Source organism: Polaromonas sp. P1_F4 (genome assembly GCF_056405675.1).
Map to the genome: position 1 here is coordinate 1 of NZ_JBFUBP010000015.1, position 15,128 is coordinate 15,128.

The window sequence follows — 15,128 nt, forward strand, 5'->3', positions numbered from 1 at the left end:
TACTTAGGCTCGCTCTCCTCTGATCGCAGGTGCTTCTTCACGGTGTTGCGAGCCAGGCCTGTACGCCTTGAGATCTCGCGGATGGACATCTGATCCCGCAATGCCCAACGTCTGATGACATTCAATGTCGCCACGTCTATCACTCCTAATTTCCCCCTGCTTTTAAAACAAGCAGAGTAGTGCCTACGTGGGTCAGTTTTGGATGGAAATTACTGCGCTAAGTGGATCAGATTTCGACGGAATTCAACACACTCACTTCTAATGATGGAGCCAATGGAGTAAGAATTTCGTGAAAAGTCGCTGGCAGCGAAACGAGAAGCAACCCCCTTATAAGCTTCGCATTTACAAGGCGCAGTTCCATATTGCAAAAAATGTCCGACGGACTTTTATTTAACCCGACGGACTTTATTCCTCGCAATCAAAGCGTGCCCGGGCACGCTGACCGTCATTCGACGGTCACTGACTTCGCCAGGTTTCTCGGTTTGTCCACATCCGTCCCGCGCGCCACAGCCGTGTGATATGCCAGCAACTGCAGCGGCACCACGTGCAGCAGCGGGCTGAGCGCGCCGTAGTGTTCGGGCATGCGGATGACGTGCAGGCCTTCGCCGCTTTCGATGTGGCTGTCGGCGTCTGCCAATACATAGAGGACGCCGCCGCGGGCGCGGACTTCCTGCATGTTGCTTTTGAGTTTTTCAAGCAGCGCGTCGTTGGGGGCGACGCAGACGACTGGCATCTCGCTGGTGACTAAAGCCAGGGGGCCGTGTTTGAGTTCGCCTGCGGGGTAGGCCTCTGCGTGGATGTAGCTGATTTCCTTGAGCTTGAGGGCGCCTTCGAGTGCGATGGGGTAATGCAGGCCACGCCCTAAGAAAAGTGCGTTTTCCATTTTCGCGAAGTCTTCGGCCCAGCTGATGACTTGCGGCTCCAGCGCCAGCACAGCCTGCAGAGAGGCGGGCAAGTGGCGCATGGCTTTCAAGTGACCGGCTTCTTCTTCGTCGCTGAGCTTGCCTTTGCTTTGGGCCAGGGCCAGCGTGAGCAGGAAGAGGCCTGCCAGCTGCGTGGTGAAGGCCTTGGTGGAAGCCACACCAATTTCAACGCCGGCGCGCGTGATGTAGGCGAGCTTGCATTCGCGCACCATGGCTGACGTTGACACATTGCAGATGGTGAGGGTTTGCGTCATGCCCAGGCTTTGCGCGTGGCGCAGTGCGGCCAGCGTGTCGGCGGTTTCGCCGCTCTGGGTGATGGTAACGACGAGTGACTTCGGGTTAGGTACCGATGTGCGGTAGCGGTATTCGCTGGCCACTTCGACTTGTGTGGGGATGCCGGCTATCGACTCGAGCCAGTACTTGGCGGCACAGCCGCTGTAGTAGCTGGTGCCGCACGCCAGGATGAGGACCGAGTCGATGTCCTTGAAGACGCGGTAAGCCTCGTCGCCGAACAGTTCAGGAACGATGCCTTCCACGCCTTCGAGCGTGTCGGCAATGGCGCGCGGCTGCTCGAAGATTTCTTTTTGCATGTAGTGGCGATACGGGCCCAGCTCTGCGGCGCCGCTGTGGGCGTGCACGGTTTTGACTTCGCGCTGGACGGCTTTGCCTTCTTTGTTGAGTACCCAGTACTTGCCGAGCTGGATGTCGACCATATCGCCTTCTTCGAGGTAGACGATCTGGTCCGTCACGCCGGCCAGGGCCATGGCGTCGCTGGCGAGGAAGTTCTCGGTCTTGTCCTTGCCGACGCCCAGGATCAGCGGCGAGCCGGCGCGCGCGCCGACGACGCGGTGCGGCTCGTCCTTGCAGAAGGCCGCAATCGCATACGCGCCGTGCAGTTGTGCCACGGTGGCCTTGAGGGCTTCGAACAAATCGCCGTCGTACAGGCTGTCCATCAAATGCACGATGACTTCGGTGTCGGTCTGGCTGTCGAAGACATAGCCCTTGGCCTTGAGGCCGGCGCGCAGCTCTTCGTAGTTTTCGATGATGCCGTTGTGCACTAACGCGACCTTGCCTGCGCGCGCCGTGGCGCCCGCGCCGCTGCCGTGGCTGAAATGGGGGTGGGCGTTGTGCACTGCGGGCGCGCCGTGGGTGGCCCAGCGGGTGTGCGCAATGCCGGTGCCGCCTTCGAGCTTGTCAGCGCTCACCTGCTCCTGCAACTCGGCCACACGCGAGGTGCTGCGAGCGCGCTTCAGGCCACCGGCGTACACGGCGACGCCGCAGGAGTCATAACCGCGGTATTCGAGGCGCTGCAAACCCTGCACCAGGATGGGAACGATATTTCGGGTCGAAACGGAAGCAACAATGCCGCACATGAAGGTCTCCTGAAGGTCAATGCGGTGATGCTACGTATTTACAGTTTTCCAATGTGATCTATTTTTTCGTTTGAATGGAATTTAATTTCATTCATTCCAATGTATTGAATTAAATTTCATTTATATTTCCTTAATGGAACAAATAATCATTGATGACGTCGACGTGAAGCTACTGGACAGCCTGCAAACCGACGCATCGCTGAGCAACCAGGCGCTGGCCGAACGCGCCCATATCTCGCCGCCGACCTGCTTGCGCCGCGTGAAACGCCTGCGCGATGCCGGGCTGGTAGAACGTGAAATCGCGCTGCTCAGCCCCGACAAGCTGGCCGCCCTCACCGGCCACGGGCTGACGGCGCTGGTGGAGATCACGCTGGATCGCCAGGGCACGGAACATCAAGAGGCATTTGAAACGAGGGTGGTGCAGGACGACGCCGTTCAGCAGTGCTACCGCGTCTCACCGGGGCCGGACTTCATGCTGGTGGTGCACGTGGCCGACATGCCGCGCTACCTGGCGCTGGCGCAGCGGCTTTTCACCAGCGATGCAAATGTGCGTAACGTGAAGGCTTTTTTCAGCACCAAACGCGCAAAATTTGAACCAAAAGTGCTTCTAGCCCAATAAAAACCGGCGCGAGCAGCTATCAAAACAATAGCGCATCAATCGCCCCGTCAGCACCCACCATCAGCCGGAAAACCTTAGGGGGCCGGTCCGGGGCCTTGCCGGGTTTGCCTGAGCAGCACCCACGCCATCAGCCCCAGCGCCAGGGCACCCGCCAGCAAGACGCCCCACAACACCAGGCTGCGTGTCGGCATGCCCTGGCTGGGGGGTTGCGCCGCCACCAGCGGGCCGGCCGCACCAGCACTGCCACCGGTGACGTCTGCTTTGGACACGTCGGCCTGGGCGACAGGCAGCGAGTTCTCCTGCTGCGCCTTGTAGCCAGGAATCAGGCTGGCCATGGGCAGAAAAGCGCCTGCGGCCCCCGTTGCGCTGGCCAGGCCCGCAGCCAGGGTGAAAGGGCCCTGCCCGCTGGCCAGAAAGATGAGCTGCGCCGGTTCGAACTGCAGGACGATTTCAGGCGCGGCGGCAAACCCCGGCGTTTTGAGATCGGCTTCGATCTTCATTTCGCGCACCGATGAGCCCTGCAATTCGACCGGGCCGCTGGTTTGCTCTTTGCCTGCGGTTGTCATCCGGTAGACCACGGCGCTGGCCAGCAACGCCCACGGCTGGTTGCGGTCATTACGGCCCAGCACGCGGATGGGCACCAGCACATTGCTGCCCTGCGGCGTGATCTTCAAAGCAGCAACAGGCGTCGCAAAGGGCAACGCAAAAGTCAGCTCATGGGGATTCGTCAGCACCGGCGTGGTCATGGTGGCGCCCACACGCTGGCGCAGGGCCGTGCTGCGGGACGTAATCAGCGTGGCGCCGCGCAGGGTGACGGCGGCGTCGCCCCAGGTGATGCGCAGGTACTGGTCTTTCAAATCCGCCATGGAAAGCGCAAGGCTGTTGTCGCCCAGGCTCGCGGCTTTGGCAGAAGCATCGGCGCGGTACAGCACGGTGTCGGCCAGGGGCCGCCAGTTCTTCAGGTCCTTGCTGGCCTGCACATTAAAGCTGACTGGCTGGCCGACCGGCAGGTCGGCGTCCAGCGTCATGCGGGCGGCAGGCGCATTGACGCTGCGTGTGTCGAGCAGCGCGCCCAGCACTTTTTGCGATGAAGCTGCACCCGCGGTGTTTGCGCCGCTGCCCGTGTTGAGCTGCACTACGCGCCGGCCCTGCCGCTCTTCAATGCGCAGCGACAGGCCTTCCAGCCCGGCGGCGCTTGCGGCACCCAGGATGGGATACGCCGTGAGCTTGACCTGCTGCTCCTGCGTCGCCGTTTCTGCGGCGACGTTGGCCAGTGCCATGGGCACCGGCTGGCCCGCCGCGTTGAAGAGGCGTATGTCGGCATAACCGGCGCTTTGCAGCCGCACCAGGGCCTCGGCGGGCACCACCAGCCGCTGCAGCGGCGCATCAGGCGCCAGCGTGACAGGTATGCGAACGGCATACGATTTGGCGCTGCCGGCATCCGCAGCGTCGGCGGCCAGCACCACCAGCGGGGCTGCCAATGCGGTGGAGAGCGCCAGAGTTAGCGCCAGGGTTAAAAAACGTTGGTTGATTTTCATGACTGGGTTACCTTCAGGTCGCCCGCATCTTCGGGCAAAACATCTTGCGCAGTGGCGGTGCCGGCGGCCTTGGGCGGCAGCGGCGCAAAGTAGCCCACCACCAGCATCAGCACACCCACCACAATGAACGCGATGATGCGCTCCGCACCACCGGCGTTCGACAGGTCAATCAACAGCAGCTTGACGACCACCAGGCCCAGCAGGCCCGCGCCCACCAGCCACAGCGGCCGCTGCACACGCCGGTGCGCCAGCACCATCAGGCTCAGGGCCAGCAGCGTCCACAAAATGGCGTAACCGGTTTGCACCACGAAGCTGCCGAACAGCGCGTCGGCATCCCAGCGCACGCCGAAGAAATGGTGGGCGATGCGCAGCCACACGGTATTGACGGCGACAAACACCAGTAGAGCCAGCGCCACCAACGCATTGCGGCCCGTCACCCAGCCCGCATTGCCCGGCGGCGGCGCGGCCGTCACCAGCACGCGGCGCCAGAACACCAGGGCGCCCAGCGCGAGCGCAAGCGTCAGGTCGGTCGGGTTGAGCAGCGGGATGTAGGGAAGCGGCGCGGTGTGGCCCGACGAGTGAACCGCAGCCACCAGCGTGCCCCAGAACACCAGCACCGCAAGCGGCAAGGCTGCATACCAGTAGTAAGCCTGGGCATGCGGATTGAGGGGCCACTTCGCGCCCTGTCGCAGGGCCGCGCTGTTGGCCCGCCCTGCCCACACCGCCAGCAGCATCAGCACGGCGATGGCGCTGACCAGCAGGACCACGCCGGCCCACGAAGTGCGCCAGAGCTCGGCCTTGCCGATACCCGACCACAGGCAATCCGCAAGGAGGAAGGTCACCAGCCACGCGCTTGCGGCGTGCAGGAAACCATAGGGCGACTGAGAGGCGCCCGTGGACGTAGCCTGCGCCAACGCCTGGCGGTCCGTCTGCCGCAGCATCCAGTAATGCAGCACCAGCACCGCCGGCCACACAGCCCACGCCGGAGTAGCGAGCACGCGGTAGCCTTGACCTGCCTGCGCCACATAACCCAACGCCAGCACACCCACGGTGATGCGCGCGGGCCAGGTCGCCACCGTCCACTGCTTCTTCAGGCCAAGCACCATCGACAAGGCCGCGCTGGCCACCACCGCCAGCATCATCAGCAGGCCGGTAGTGCGGTCGCTAAAGGCCTGCTGAGGAAAGGCATCTGCTTCCAGCGCCGGCACGCGGCGGTTGATTTCCAGCAACCAGGCCAGGCACCAGAAGAAAAAGCCGTAGAGGTAAACAGGAACGCTGAGCTGCGACTCCACGCCGGCATAGGCCTTGGCCCACGAAGACTCGCTGTGCGGCAGGGGCCGGCGCAGCCACCACGCCAGCTGCAGCGCCGGCAGCGCGATCAACATGGCGCCGATAAAGGCCGGGTTGCCGAAAGGAATGGCCGAGACAGGGTTGCCCAGTGCGCCCGCGTCATCAAGCCCGCCCAAAAACGCCATGGCGGCCACGCCCTGCAGCAGCAAGCCGAAAGCGCGCGGCATCCAGCGCGCCTGCCGCATGCCGACCCAGAACGCGCCCGCACCTTCGAGCGCCCAGACAGCCGAAGTCCACTTTGCATCGAGTGCCAGCGGCACCGCCAGCGTGGCAAAACCCACACCCACTGCAATAAAGCATTCGATCAGCAGGCGGTAGCTGGACAGCGCCCGGCGTACCAGCACCATCGCCGTCACCAGGTACAGCGCGGCAAAGCCCAGCGCCGAAAAGGCCGTGCCCAGTTCCATGGTGCGCACCAGCCCGGCCTGAAGGCCAAAGCCCACCAGCGGCGTGCCGAACACCAGCATGGTGTCGACGGCGTTGCCGAGCTTCGTGGGCGTGTTGCGCGCATAGAGGATGGCGGCAAAAAGATAGATCAGTACAAAGCCGATGAGGAAGGGCTGGGTGCTGGCGTAATGCTCTGGCGTGTACTTGAGAACACCCCAGGCAGTGGCCACGCCGAAGGTGGCGATAAAACCCACCACGTTCAGGATGCGCCATGAGCGCTTCCAGGCAATGAACAGAATGGCCAGGTTCAGCACTGAGTAATAGCTGAAGAGGCCCACATGGCTGCCCTGCCCCGTTGACAGCAGAATCGGCACGGCAAAACCACCGGCGAATGCCGCCACCGCCAGCGCGCGCGAGTTTTGCAGCAATGCCAGCGCGCAACTGAGCGCGCACACAACAATCATCAAACCAAAGGCCGGCAGTGGCTCCAGCAGGCCGTACATGCGGAAGGCGGCAAACACCGTGAGGTACATCACCGCCACGCCGGCGCCCTGCAGCGCGAGTGCAAAGCCGGGCTTTTCCGTGCGCTTGCGAAAACCCACGGCCAGCAGCGCAATCGCTGCGGCGGCGATGGCCGTCAGCCGGAACTCCACCGGAAAGAGCCCGGCCGATGCCGCGTAGCGTGCCAGGAACGACAGGCCGATGAACAAGATGACCAGCCCGACCCGCACGATGGTGTTGCCGCCCAGGAACCAGTTTTTGCCGGCAATCAGGGCCAGCTCGATGGCATTGGGCTCGGCCGGTGTGTAAGCCGGCCGGGTGGCGGGTGCTGCCTGGCCACGCGGCAAGCCGTTCGGGGCCAGGTCTTCTTGCAGGGATGCCTCTTCATTGCTGACGGCACTGAGAGCGCTGGCGGCCGCTGGCGCCATGGTTTGCGGCGCAGCAGGTGCACGGGCAGGAAGCGGGGCAACGGGCGAAGGAGCGGTGTTCTCAAATTCCTTGAATCCGCCGTCGTCTGCCGTGGCCGGAATGGCAGGCGGATGTGTTGCTGATGCAGTCGCTGTCCTCACCTGCGGCGCATGCTTCTTGCGCGCGGCCTCGACTTCAGCACGCACGGCCCAGCGCAATGACAGGCCTGCGAACAACCCGAGGAAGCCCCCCAGAAAAACACCGAAATCGCCGTAGCCCGGCCAGAACCAGCCCAGCACGGCACCCCAAACAATGCTCCAGATAATCATGACCCCAGCCTCCCTGTTGTTTTCCGTGCTGCGATGTTGCACGCCAGCCTGCGGAATGGGCTGATGGTACTTGATGGACCCACTCGTGAGCACCGGCGGCACGGTGCCAGGCAAGCCCGCAGAAAAGCCCGCCAGCAGTCCTTATTAATTTAGGAAGAAACCGGCTGAAATTCAATCAGGACAAGCGCAAGCAGCTATCAAATAAGTAGCAACCTGACTCAGTGCGCCTTGGCCCCTTCACGGGCGGTGTTCCAGAACGCGCGTGCCAGCGGCGAGAGTTTGGCCACATCCAGGCAGGCCAGGCCGACCGTTCGGGGTTGCGGCGGTGACAAGGGCCGGTAAACCACGCCCTTGGGCGCATCAGGCAGCGCCAGTCGGGCAGCTACCGACACTGCCAGGCCCTGCTGCACAAATTGCAGGATGGAAATGATCTGCGTGAAGTGATACAGCACCTTGGGCAGCGCGATGTTTTTCTGCAGGATGGGCACGATGACCGGGCCGCAGCCGGCTTCCGTCAGCACAAAGTCCAGCCCCGTCAGAGCGGTAACCGGCACGGCCTTGTGTTTGGCCAGTGGGTGTTTGGCCGGCAGGATGGCGACGAATTCGTCCTGCACCAGCGGCAGCACCTCAAAGCGCTCATCGGGCACGACAACAAACCCGAGTTCCACCCGCTTTTGCAGCAGCCAGTCGTCCACCACTTCGTCGCTTTCCTCTTCAATGCGCACCTGCGCGCCCGGATGGCGCTTCTTGAATGCCGCTAACAGCGGTGGCAACAGATTGACGGTGGAAGTGGGCCCAAATGAACCGATGCGCAGCGTGCCGGTTTTCAGCTCGCGGGCGTCGCCCAGTTCCTGCGTCATGGTGGCGGCCAGCGCGGTCATTTCTCGGGCGCGCAGCAGCAGGCGCTCACCGGCGTCCGTCATGGCCACGCCCGAGGCGTCGCGCAGCGCGAGCTTGACGCCGAACTGCGTTTCGAGCGCGCGCAGCGCATGGCTGACGGCCGATTGTGTCGTGCCCAGCCGCATGGCCGCGCGTGAAAAGCTGCGGCATTCATCCAGTGTGATCAGGACTTCAAGTTGGGCGAGGGTCATGGTCGGCTCGAAAAAACAACAAGGCAGTGCACTTGCGATGATGAGTAAATACTCATTTGATGGTGAGTCGCTTAGCAGTTAATCTCATGCATCAATCTAACCGATGCCAGCCATTTTTCCAACAAAAACCGCATGACCGCCACCGCCACCTCTTCCACCACAGCCCCCTTGCCCGGCATTGCCCCCACGGCTCCGCCTGCCGGTAAAAGCCTTCTGGGCCTGTACCTGCGCCTGACCTGCGTGCCATTTTTGTGGGGCGGCACCTTCATTGCCGGGCGCGTCATTTCGGCCCACCTGCCGCCCGCCACCGCAGGTTTCATACGCTTTGTGTTTGCCACGCTGGCCCTGCTGGTGGCGCTGCACTTCACCGAAGGGCTGCGCGCGCTGACAACACTGTCGCGCCGCCAGCTGCTGGGCACGATGGCGCTGGGCGCCACCGGTATCTTTATTTACAACCTGCTGTTCTTCACGGCGCTTTCCGTGCTGCCGGCAGGCCGTACATCGCTCATCATTGCCCTGAACCCGGTGGTCACGCTGCTGCTGGCCGCCGCATTCCTGGGCGACCGGCTTTCGCCGACGCGCTGGCTTGGCGTGGCCCTGGCCTTGCTGGGCGTGTGGATTGTCGTCACGCGCGGAGATCTTTCGCAGATTGCACAGTCGCTCGGCAAGGGTGAACTGTCCATGTTTGGCGCGGTGTGTGCGTGGGCGGTGTACACCCTGCTGGGCCGCAAACTGCTGCAGGGCTTGTCGCCGGTGCTGGCCACGCTCTGGGCGGCCATCTGGGGCACGCTGTTCCTGGGCCTGCTGGCCCTGCGCGACATTGCCAGCGTACATGCCGGATCATTCACCCCTGAGGTGTGGGCCGGCCTGGCGTTCCTCGGCGTGCTCGGCACCGCGGTGGCTTTTGTCTGGTACTACGAAGGCATACGCCAGCTGGGCGCGGCACGCACCGTGGTGTTCAACAACCTGGTGCCGGTGTTTGGCGTGTTGCTGGGGTGGCTGATTTTGGGGGAACCCCTGAGTGCCAGCCTGCTGGCTGGCGGAGGGCTCGCAATTTTTGGAGTGTTCCTGGTCAACCGCCTCAAATAGGCGGGCCAGGTTTCAGGCCGGCCGCCGGCCGGCCTGAAAGCGCTTACTTGCGCAGCGCGGGCGACTCGACCAGCGCCTTGACCAGCTTGGCCAGCGCGTCGTTGGAGGCGCGCACGGCGGCCAGCGAGAAGTTACTCTTGAACTCCGAAAAAGTAGCACCGCCTTCACCGCTGACCCGTATCGTCTCGACGGGCTTGCCGCCGGCATCGACGATGGTGCAGACAAGCTTGACGCTGAACTGCGTCGGCGGCCAGGTGAATGCGCCGTCGGAAGACGAATTGGTGGTGATTTCCGGCGTGATCAGCAATGCAACACCGCCAGCCTGCAGCGCCGCGAAGTCCTTGGGATTTTGCACCTTGGTCACGCTGGAAAACGCCTCGGACAGTGCCTTGTAGAAGCCCGGCTCGATATCGCGGTACGGGAAGTAGCGCACCTTGTCACCACCGCCGCCGGGTGTTGTCACCTCAACCGAACGCAAGGCATCGGGGATGTGGTAACCCACTTTTTTACCAATGGGCTTGGCGCCGGCGGGCACAGTGACCGCCGCAAGGTCCGGGTTCATGGTAATGGGGTGTGCACAGCCAAACAGGAAAACACAGGCCAGCGCCGAAAAAACATAGCCAACAAATCGGTTCATGATGGATGTCCCGGCTTAGTTGCGAATGGCTTTGACGAAGTCTGGATCGGTCACCAGCGAGGCGACCAGTGACTGCACCATCAGCGGGTAGTTGTTGGCCGCCAGCGGAATGGCCACGGCGCCGGCGAAGGAGCTTTCCCATTTGCGCTCTATGCGCTTGACCTTGTCAAAGCGCACCTGCCCGTTGGCCGTCACCACGAAGCGTGCCTCTATCTGCCCGGCGTTAGTGCTCATACCGCCCGCGTCGATGTTGTTCTTGAGCAGGGTGCCGCTGATTTCAACGCCCGATTGCGGGTTGTACAGCTTGGCCAGTTCCAGTTCCTGGCGCAGCGCCGCGGCGATGTAGTCGCCATAGTTCTTGCCGACGGGCGAGGTCATGGTATTGGCGCGAAGGCTGAGCGAGGCGCCGCCCTGCAGGTCTGGCGCAACGCTGATGACGCCCGTCTTCACGGCACGCGCGCCGTCCATTTTCTTGAGCGTCTCGACGTTGTCGATGGACGGCGCATAGTTGGGTGCCGGGCCCGCGCAACCCACCAAAAACGCAGACACGGCAATACCCGTGAACAGGACAACACGCCTGAGCTGTTGAAACATGAAAAACCCCTCGTTGATTTATTGGAATGAACGGCCCTCATTGCGAGTGCCGCTGGGCATATGTTACGTCACGTAACCGCCATTCAAGCCACTCCGGGAATACCCGAAGAAAACGCCTTCAAGGCTGGCGGGGCGCCTTCACCGGCCTCTTCCAGTTAGGCAAACTGACCTGCTTGCCCCGCGCCACACTCAACGAATCCGGTGGCGTGCTTTTGGTGATGGTTGAGCCTCCGCCCACCGTGCCGCCCGCGCCTATGGTGACGGGTGCCACCAGGACGCAGTTGCTGCCGATGTGCACGTCGGCTTCAATCACCGTGCGGTGCTTGTTGGCGCCGTCGTAGTTGGCGGTGATGCTGCCAGCGCCGTAGTTCACGCGTTCGCCCACTGTCGCGTCACCCAGGTAAGCCAGGTGGTTGGCCTTGGCGCCCTTGGCCAGGGTGGCATTTTTGACTTCCACAAAATTGCCGATGTGCACCTCTGCGCCCAGCTGCGCGCCGGGCCGCAGTCGGGCAAAGGGCCCGATCAACGCGCCCTCGCCGATCTGCACACCCAGCTTCTCGCCGTCGATATGCGTAAAGGGATGGATCACGGCGCCGGCGGCAATGGTGCAGTTGGCAATCACGCAGTTGGCGCCTATGTGCACACCGTCGCCCAGCGTGACCTGTCCTTCGAACACGCAATTCACGTCAATCTCCACATCCTGGCCGCAGTGGAGCGTGCCGCGCACATCGAGCCGTGCGGGATCGGCGAGCCGCACGCCTTGCTCCATCAGTGCCGTGACCAGGCGGCTTTGGTACACGCGTTCCAGTTCGGCCAGTTGCACCGGGCTGTTCACGCCGGCCACCTGGGCTGCGTCGGTAATCTGCTGCGCCACCACGGCCACGCCATCAGCTACCGCAAACTTGACGATGTCGGTGAGGTAATACTCGCCCTGGGCATTTTGATTGTCCAGCCGGGAAAGCCAGGCGCGCAGCAGGCGCGTGGGCACGGCCATGATGCCGCTGTAAATTTCGCGGATCTCGCGCTGGGCAGGTGTCGCATCTTTATGCTCGACGATGGCGCGTACCTGGGCCGAAGTTTCGGCGCCGGCCCGCAAGGGCTCGGAGGCGTGCGCCTGCGCGCGCACGATACGGCCATAACCCGTGGGGTCGGCCATGCTGAGCGTGAGCAGTGCCAGCCGCTGGCCGTCGCACTGTGCCAGCAGGGCCTGCAGCGTGGCGGCCTGGGTCAGCGGCACATCGCCCGACAGCACCAGGGTGACGCCATCGTCGGCCAGCAGGGGAATTGCCTGCTGCACCGCATGGCCCGTACCGAGTTGTGGTTCCTGCCGCGCAAATTGCAGGCTGACCTTCGAATCCGGGCCCACTTCCTGCTGCGCAAAGCCCTGGCAGGCGGCCTCAACAGCCTCCGCGCCGTGGCCGGTAATGACGACCGCCTTGCGCGCTGACAAAGACGCAGCGCATTCGATGACATGCTGCAGCAAAGCCTTCCCGCCCAATCGGTGCAAAACCTTGGGTAAGCTGCTTTTCATCCGCGTGCCTTTGCCCGCGGCCATGATGACGACATCAACTGGGGTTGCCATGAAGTTTCCTCTGGATTTTCGAAGGACAGGATTTGAAAAGCGCGCCCCCCCCGCCGGGGCAGGGCTGGTACGCAGCTTACGGATTATCGGTGTGCTTGCCGCCGTGCTGCTGGGTGTAGCGCTGCCTGGCTGCAACGTGATGATGAAACTGGCCTACAACCAGGCGCCTGAGCTGGTGTATTGGCATCTGGACGGTCATTTTGACTTCACCGACACGCAAAGCGTGCAGGTCAGGGCCGACCTGGACAAGCTGCATGCCTGGCACCGGCAAACCCAGCTGCCGGGCTATATCGACACGCTGCAAAAACTGCAGCACCAGATGCCGCAGGATATGGATACGGCAAAAGCTTGTGCGGTCTATACCGATCTGCGCCGAAAGCTGCTGGTGGTGTCGAACGAGGCGGAACCCCTCATGACGAAGCTGGCGGGCACGCTTCACGCCAGCCAGATGAAGAAGCTGCAGCAGCGTTTTGAAAAAGGCAATGCCGACTATCGCGAGGACTTTCTGGAGTCATCCAAAACCAGCCGCAAAAAACGCTACAAAGAGGCGGTGAATCGGGCCGAAATGCTTTACGGGCGGCTGGAAGAAAAACAGCTGGACATCATTGGCCGTCGGATCGATGCGTCCCACTTTGACGCCGCCGTGTCCTACCGGGAAAGGCTGCGGCGCCAGCAGGATGCCCTGCAAACCCTGCGCCCGCTGGCTGACGGCCACAGCGCACCCGAGAAAACGCAGGCCGCCGTGAATGGACTGTTTGAGCGCACGCTGAACTCACCGGACGTCGCTTATCGGGACTACTTCGAACGCCTGACCCAGGACATTTGCCAGGGATTTGCAGAACTGCACAACAGCACCACGCCCGCCCAGCGCTTAAAAGCCGTGGAAAACCTTCACCGCTATGAGCGGGATTTCAGAGCACTGAACAGCCAAAAGTCCTGACTCCGGAATCGCCCCACACACCCCCCTTATTTGCCGGGCGCTTTGGTATGGGACAAGCCTTCCTGCTCAGCTTTTTTCAGCTCCGCGGCCTGCTGGGGCGAGTCGGGCCTGGCCGCCTTCGCGTCGGCAGCGACATCTGCATCCTTGAGATAGGACTTGATGTTCTTCCGGTAGTCGCGGGTGGCTTCATAGCTCCCTTCGCCCATCTGACCGGCCGGGGCATCGCCCGGCTTTGACTGGCGCGGCTGGAACTCGCGTGAGCCGCTGCTTTGCTGTTGCTGGCGGTCGGAAACACGGCGCGGTTGCTGCTGCAGGCGTGCGCCGGGTGCTTGTGCGTGGTTCATGAACGTCTCCTGGGTGGTGGTCGGTGCGCGTCGCCACGGCTTTCCCTTCGCAGGAAAGGACAAATCGTGGGCAAGAGAGCCACCTTAAAACCGGATGCAGGCCGCATTTGTCATCCGCCCCATGGCCTTGTTGTCAGCGGCCGCCTACACACCTGAACCAAAGCTTAAACAGACGAAATCAGAGCAAAGGAACCTGCGCAGGCGGCGTGTCGTAATAGTCGGCAATGCGCTCCAGCGCGCGGGTATTGAGCAAGCGGAGCTGCCCATTTTCAATCTCATGCAGGCCCAGCTGGCGCAAACGCCTGAGCGTCTTGTTGGTATGCACCAGCGACAGTCCCAGCGCGTCGGCAATATGCTGCTGGTTGATGGGAAACCCTATCCAGCCTTTTTCGGCCATGCCCACGCGTTCCAGCCTGCGGTACAGGTGCATCAACAGCATCGCCACGCGTTCGGTGGCGTTGCGCCGGCCGGCCGTCAGCAGATGGTCATCGACCATACCTTCCTCTCGCGCACCCATCCACGTGATGTCGTAGCCCAGGCTGGGGTGGTTGCGAAACAGTTCCCACAGACCGTCCCGCGGGAACACACAGAGGCTTACATCCGTCACGGCCTCGATGCCGTGCATGGCGCCGTCCGCGAACTTTTGCTGCAGGCCGATGAAGTCGCCGGGCAACAGGAAATTGAGGATTTGCCGGCGGCCGTCGCTCAGGGTTTTGTACCGGAATGCCCATCCCGAATACAGCGTGAAGAGTTTGCCGTTGGGCTTTTGTTCATACAGGATGGTGCCGCCCGCCCGCACTGCAGAGGTGCCGGTGCGAAAGGCTTCGATGAACGCCAGTTCCCCATCGCTCACAGGCATGAAGGCCCCGGTCCTGCGCAGCCCGCAGGCATTGCAGTGAGGCGGACAAATCGATGACGTTGGCGCTGGAATGTTCATAAAAGGAGAATCTTAGGCGCTTTTGACTGTGTCTTTTGACATTGTGAAAAGCCGGACCGCCCGCTACATTCTGCCGCCATGACGCCAAAAAGCCCCACGTTGTATGAAGTTCTTTATGTCAGTACCCTGGCGCCCGAAGCGCCGCTCAGCGTCGTGGCGAACATTGCCGTCAAGGCCCGCCAGGCCAACGCGGAACGGGACATCACCGGGCTGCTGATTTTTGACGGCATGCGCTTTTGCCAGCAACTGGAGGGCGACCAGAAGCAGGTGCTGACGTTGCTGGAACGCATCCGCCAGGACACCCGCCACATCAACATGCAGGTTCTGCACCACGACGAGCTGGACGCCCGGCGATTTCGGCGCTTCAGCCTGGGTTACTGCACGGTCGACGACGACGACGTGCTGGAGCGGATGGAGCGGATGGACGGGCAAGTTGCGCTGGAGTCATTTGTGGGACTGCTTTCCAGGCTGGATCTCGACGCCTGA

At 62.5% G+C, this 15,128-nt stretch carries 14 protein-coding genes; 4 read left to right on the top strand and 10 right to left on the bottom strand.

Annotated features, from left to right (window positions below; genetic code table 11):
* The coding region (locus tag AC1DYQ_RS21395; RefSeq protein ID WP_477685834.1) for a winged helix-turn-helix transcriptional regulator at positions 1–143 on the bottom strand (143 nt) is incomplete at its 3' end.
* Between the two features lie 302 nt (positions 144–445).
* Positions 446–2,296, bottom strand: a complete 1,851-nt coding sequence (glmS, locus tag AC1DYQ_RS21400) for a glutamine--fructose-6-phosphate transaminase (isomerizing) (protein WP_477688490.1) — start codon at positions 2,294–2,296, stop codon at positions 446–448.
* Positions 2,297–2,429: 133 nt separating this feature from the next.
* Here glmS and AC1DYQ_RS21405 point away from each other — a divergent pair, with 133 nt between their 5' ends.
* Positions 2,430–2,915 carry an Lrp/AsnC family transcriptional regulator gene (locus tag AC1DYQ_RS21405; protein WP_477688491.1) on the top strand — a complete coding sequence of 162 codons (486 nt, stop codon included), beginning with the start codon at positions 2,430–2,432 and terminating at the stop codon, positions 2,913–2,915.
* Between the two features lie 74 nt (positions 2,916–2,989).
* Here the strand turns inward: AC1DYQ_RS21405 and AC1DYQ_RS21410 are convergent, their stop codons facing one another.
* The 3 genes from AC1DYQ_RS21410 to AC1DYQ_RS21420 all read right to left on the bottom strand — a co-directional run bounded on the left by AC1DYQ_RS21410 (position 2,990) and on the right by AC1DYQ_RS21420 (position 8,519).
* Positions 2,990–4,453 carry a DUF3999 domain-containing protein gene (locus AC1DYQ_RS21410; protein WP_477688492.1) on the bottom strand — a complete coding sequence of 488 codons (1,464 nt, stop codon included), beginning with the start codon at positions 4,451–4,453 and terminating at the stop codon, positions 2,990–2,992.
* Positions 4,450–7,428, bottom strand: coding sequence for a DUF2339 domain-containing protein (locus tag AC1DYQ_RS21415; protein WP_477688493.1), 2,979 nt, complete (start codon positions 7,426–7,428; stop codon positions 4,450–4,452). Before AC1DYQ_RS21415 ends, AC1DYQ_RS21410 begins: the two co-directional genes overlap by 4 nt.
* Positions 7,429–7,646: 218 nt before the next feature.
* Positions 7,647–8,519: a LysR family transcriptional regulator gene (locus AC1DYQ_RS21420; RefSeq protein ID WP_477688494.1), complete on the bottom strand. Its 873-nt coding sequence runs from the start codon at positions 8,517–8,519 to the stop codon at positions 7,647–7,649.
* A gap of 132 nt (positions 8,520–8,651) precedes the next feature.
* Here AC1DYQ_RS21420 and AC1DYQ_RS21425 point away from each other — a divergent pair, with 132 nt between their 5' ends.
* Positions 8,652–9,608, top strand: a complete 957-nt coding sequence (locus AC1DYQ_RS21425; protein WP_477688495.1) for a DMT family transporter — start codon at positions 8,652–8,654, stop codon at positions 9,606–9,608.
* Positions 9,609–9,651: 43 nt separating this feature from the next.
* Here AC1DYQ_RS21425 and AC1DYQ_RS21430 read toward each other — a convergent pair whose 3' ends face one another.
* From AC1DYQ_RS21430 to glmU, 3 genes are all read right to left on the bottom strand, one after another.
* Positions 9,652–10,245 (bottom strand): hypothetical protein, encoded by a 594-nt coding sequence (locus tag AC1DYQ_RS21430; protein ID WP_477688496.1) that lies wholly within the window; start codon positions 10,243–10,245, stop codon positions 9,652–9,654.
* A 15-nt stretch (positions 10,246–10,260) separates the two neighbouring features.
* On the bottom strand, positions 10,261–10,839 hold the full coding sequence (locus AC1DYQ_RS21435) for a hypothetical protein (protein ID WP_457282484.1): 579 nt from the start codon (positions 10,837–10,839) through the stop codon (positions 10,261–10,263).
* Positions 10,840–10,957: 118 nt separating this feature from the next.
* Positions 10,958–12,421, bottom strand: a complete 1,464-nt coding sequence (glmU, locus tag AC1DYQ_RS21440) for a bifunctional UDP-N-acetylglucosamine diphosphorylase/glucosamine-1-phosphate N-acetyltransferase GlmU (RefSeq protein WP_477688497.1) — start codon at positions 12,419–12,421, stop codon at positions 10,958–10,960.
* 91 nt (positions 12,422–12,512) lie between these two features.
* Here glmU and AC1DYQ_RS21445 point away from each other — a divergent pair, with 91 nt between their 5' ends.
* On the top strand, positions 12,513–13,361 hold the full coding sequence (locus AC1DYQ_RS21445) for a DUF6279 family lipoprotein (protein WP_477688498.1): 849 nt from the start codon (positions 12,513–12,515) through the stop codon (positions 13,359–13,361).
* Between the two features lie 26 nt (positions 13,362–13,387).
* Here the strand turns inward: AC1DYQ_RS21445 and AC1DYQ_RS21450 are convergent, their stop codons facing one another.
* A complete protein-coding gene (locus AC1DYQ_RS21450; protein ID WP_477688499.1) occupies positions 13,388–13,705 on the bottom strand; it encodes a hypothetical protein in 318 nt (105 codons plus the stop codon).
* A 178-nt stretch (positions 13,706–13,883) separates the two neighbouring features.
* Entirely contained in the window at positions 13,884–14,642 is a 759-nt protein-coding gene (locus tag AC1DYQ_RS21455) for a Crp/Fnr family transcriptional regulator (RefSeq protein ID WP_477667433.1), read from the bottom strand.
* Between the two features lie 78 nt (positions 14,643–14,720).
* Here AC1DYQ_RS21455 and AC1DYQ_RS21460 point away from each other — a divergent pair, with 78 nt between their 5' ends.
* Positions 14,721–15,128, top strand: a complete 408-nt coding sequence (locus AC1DYQ_RS21460; RefSeq protein ID WP_477688500.1) for a BLUF domain-containing protein — start codon at positions 14,721–14,723, stop codon at positions 15,126–15,128.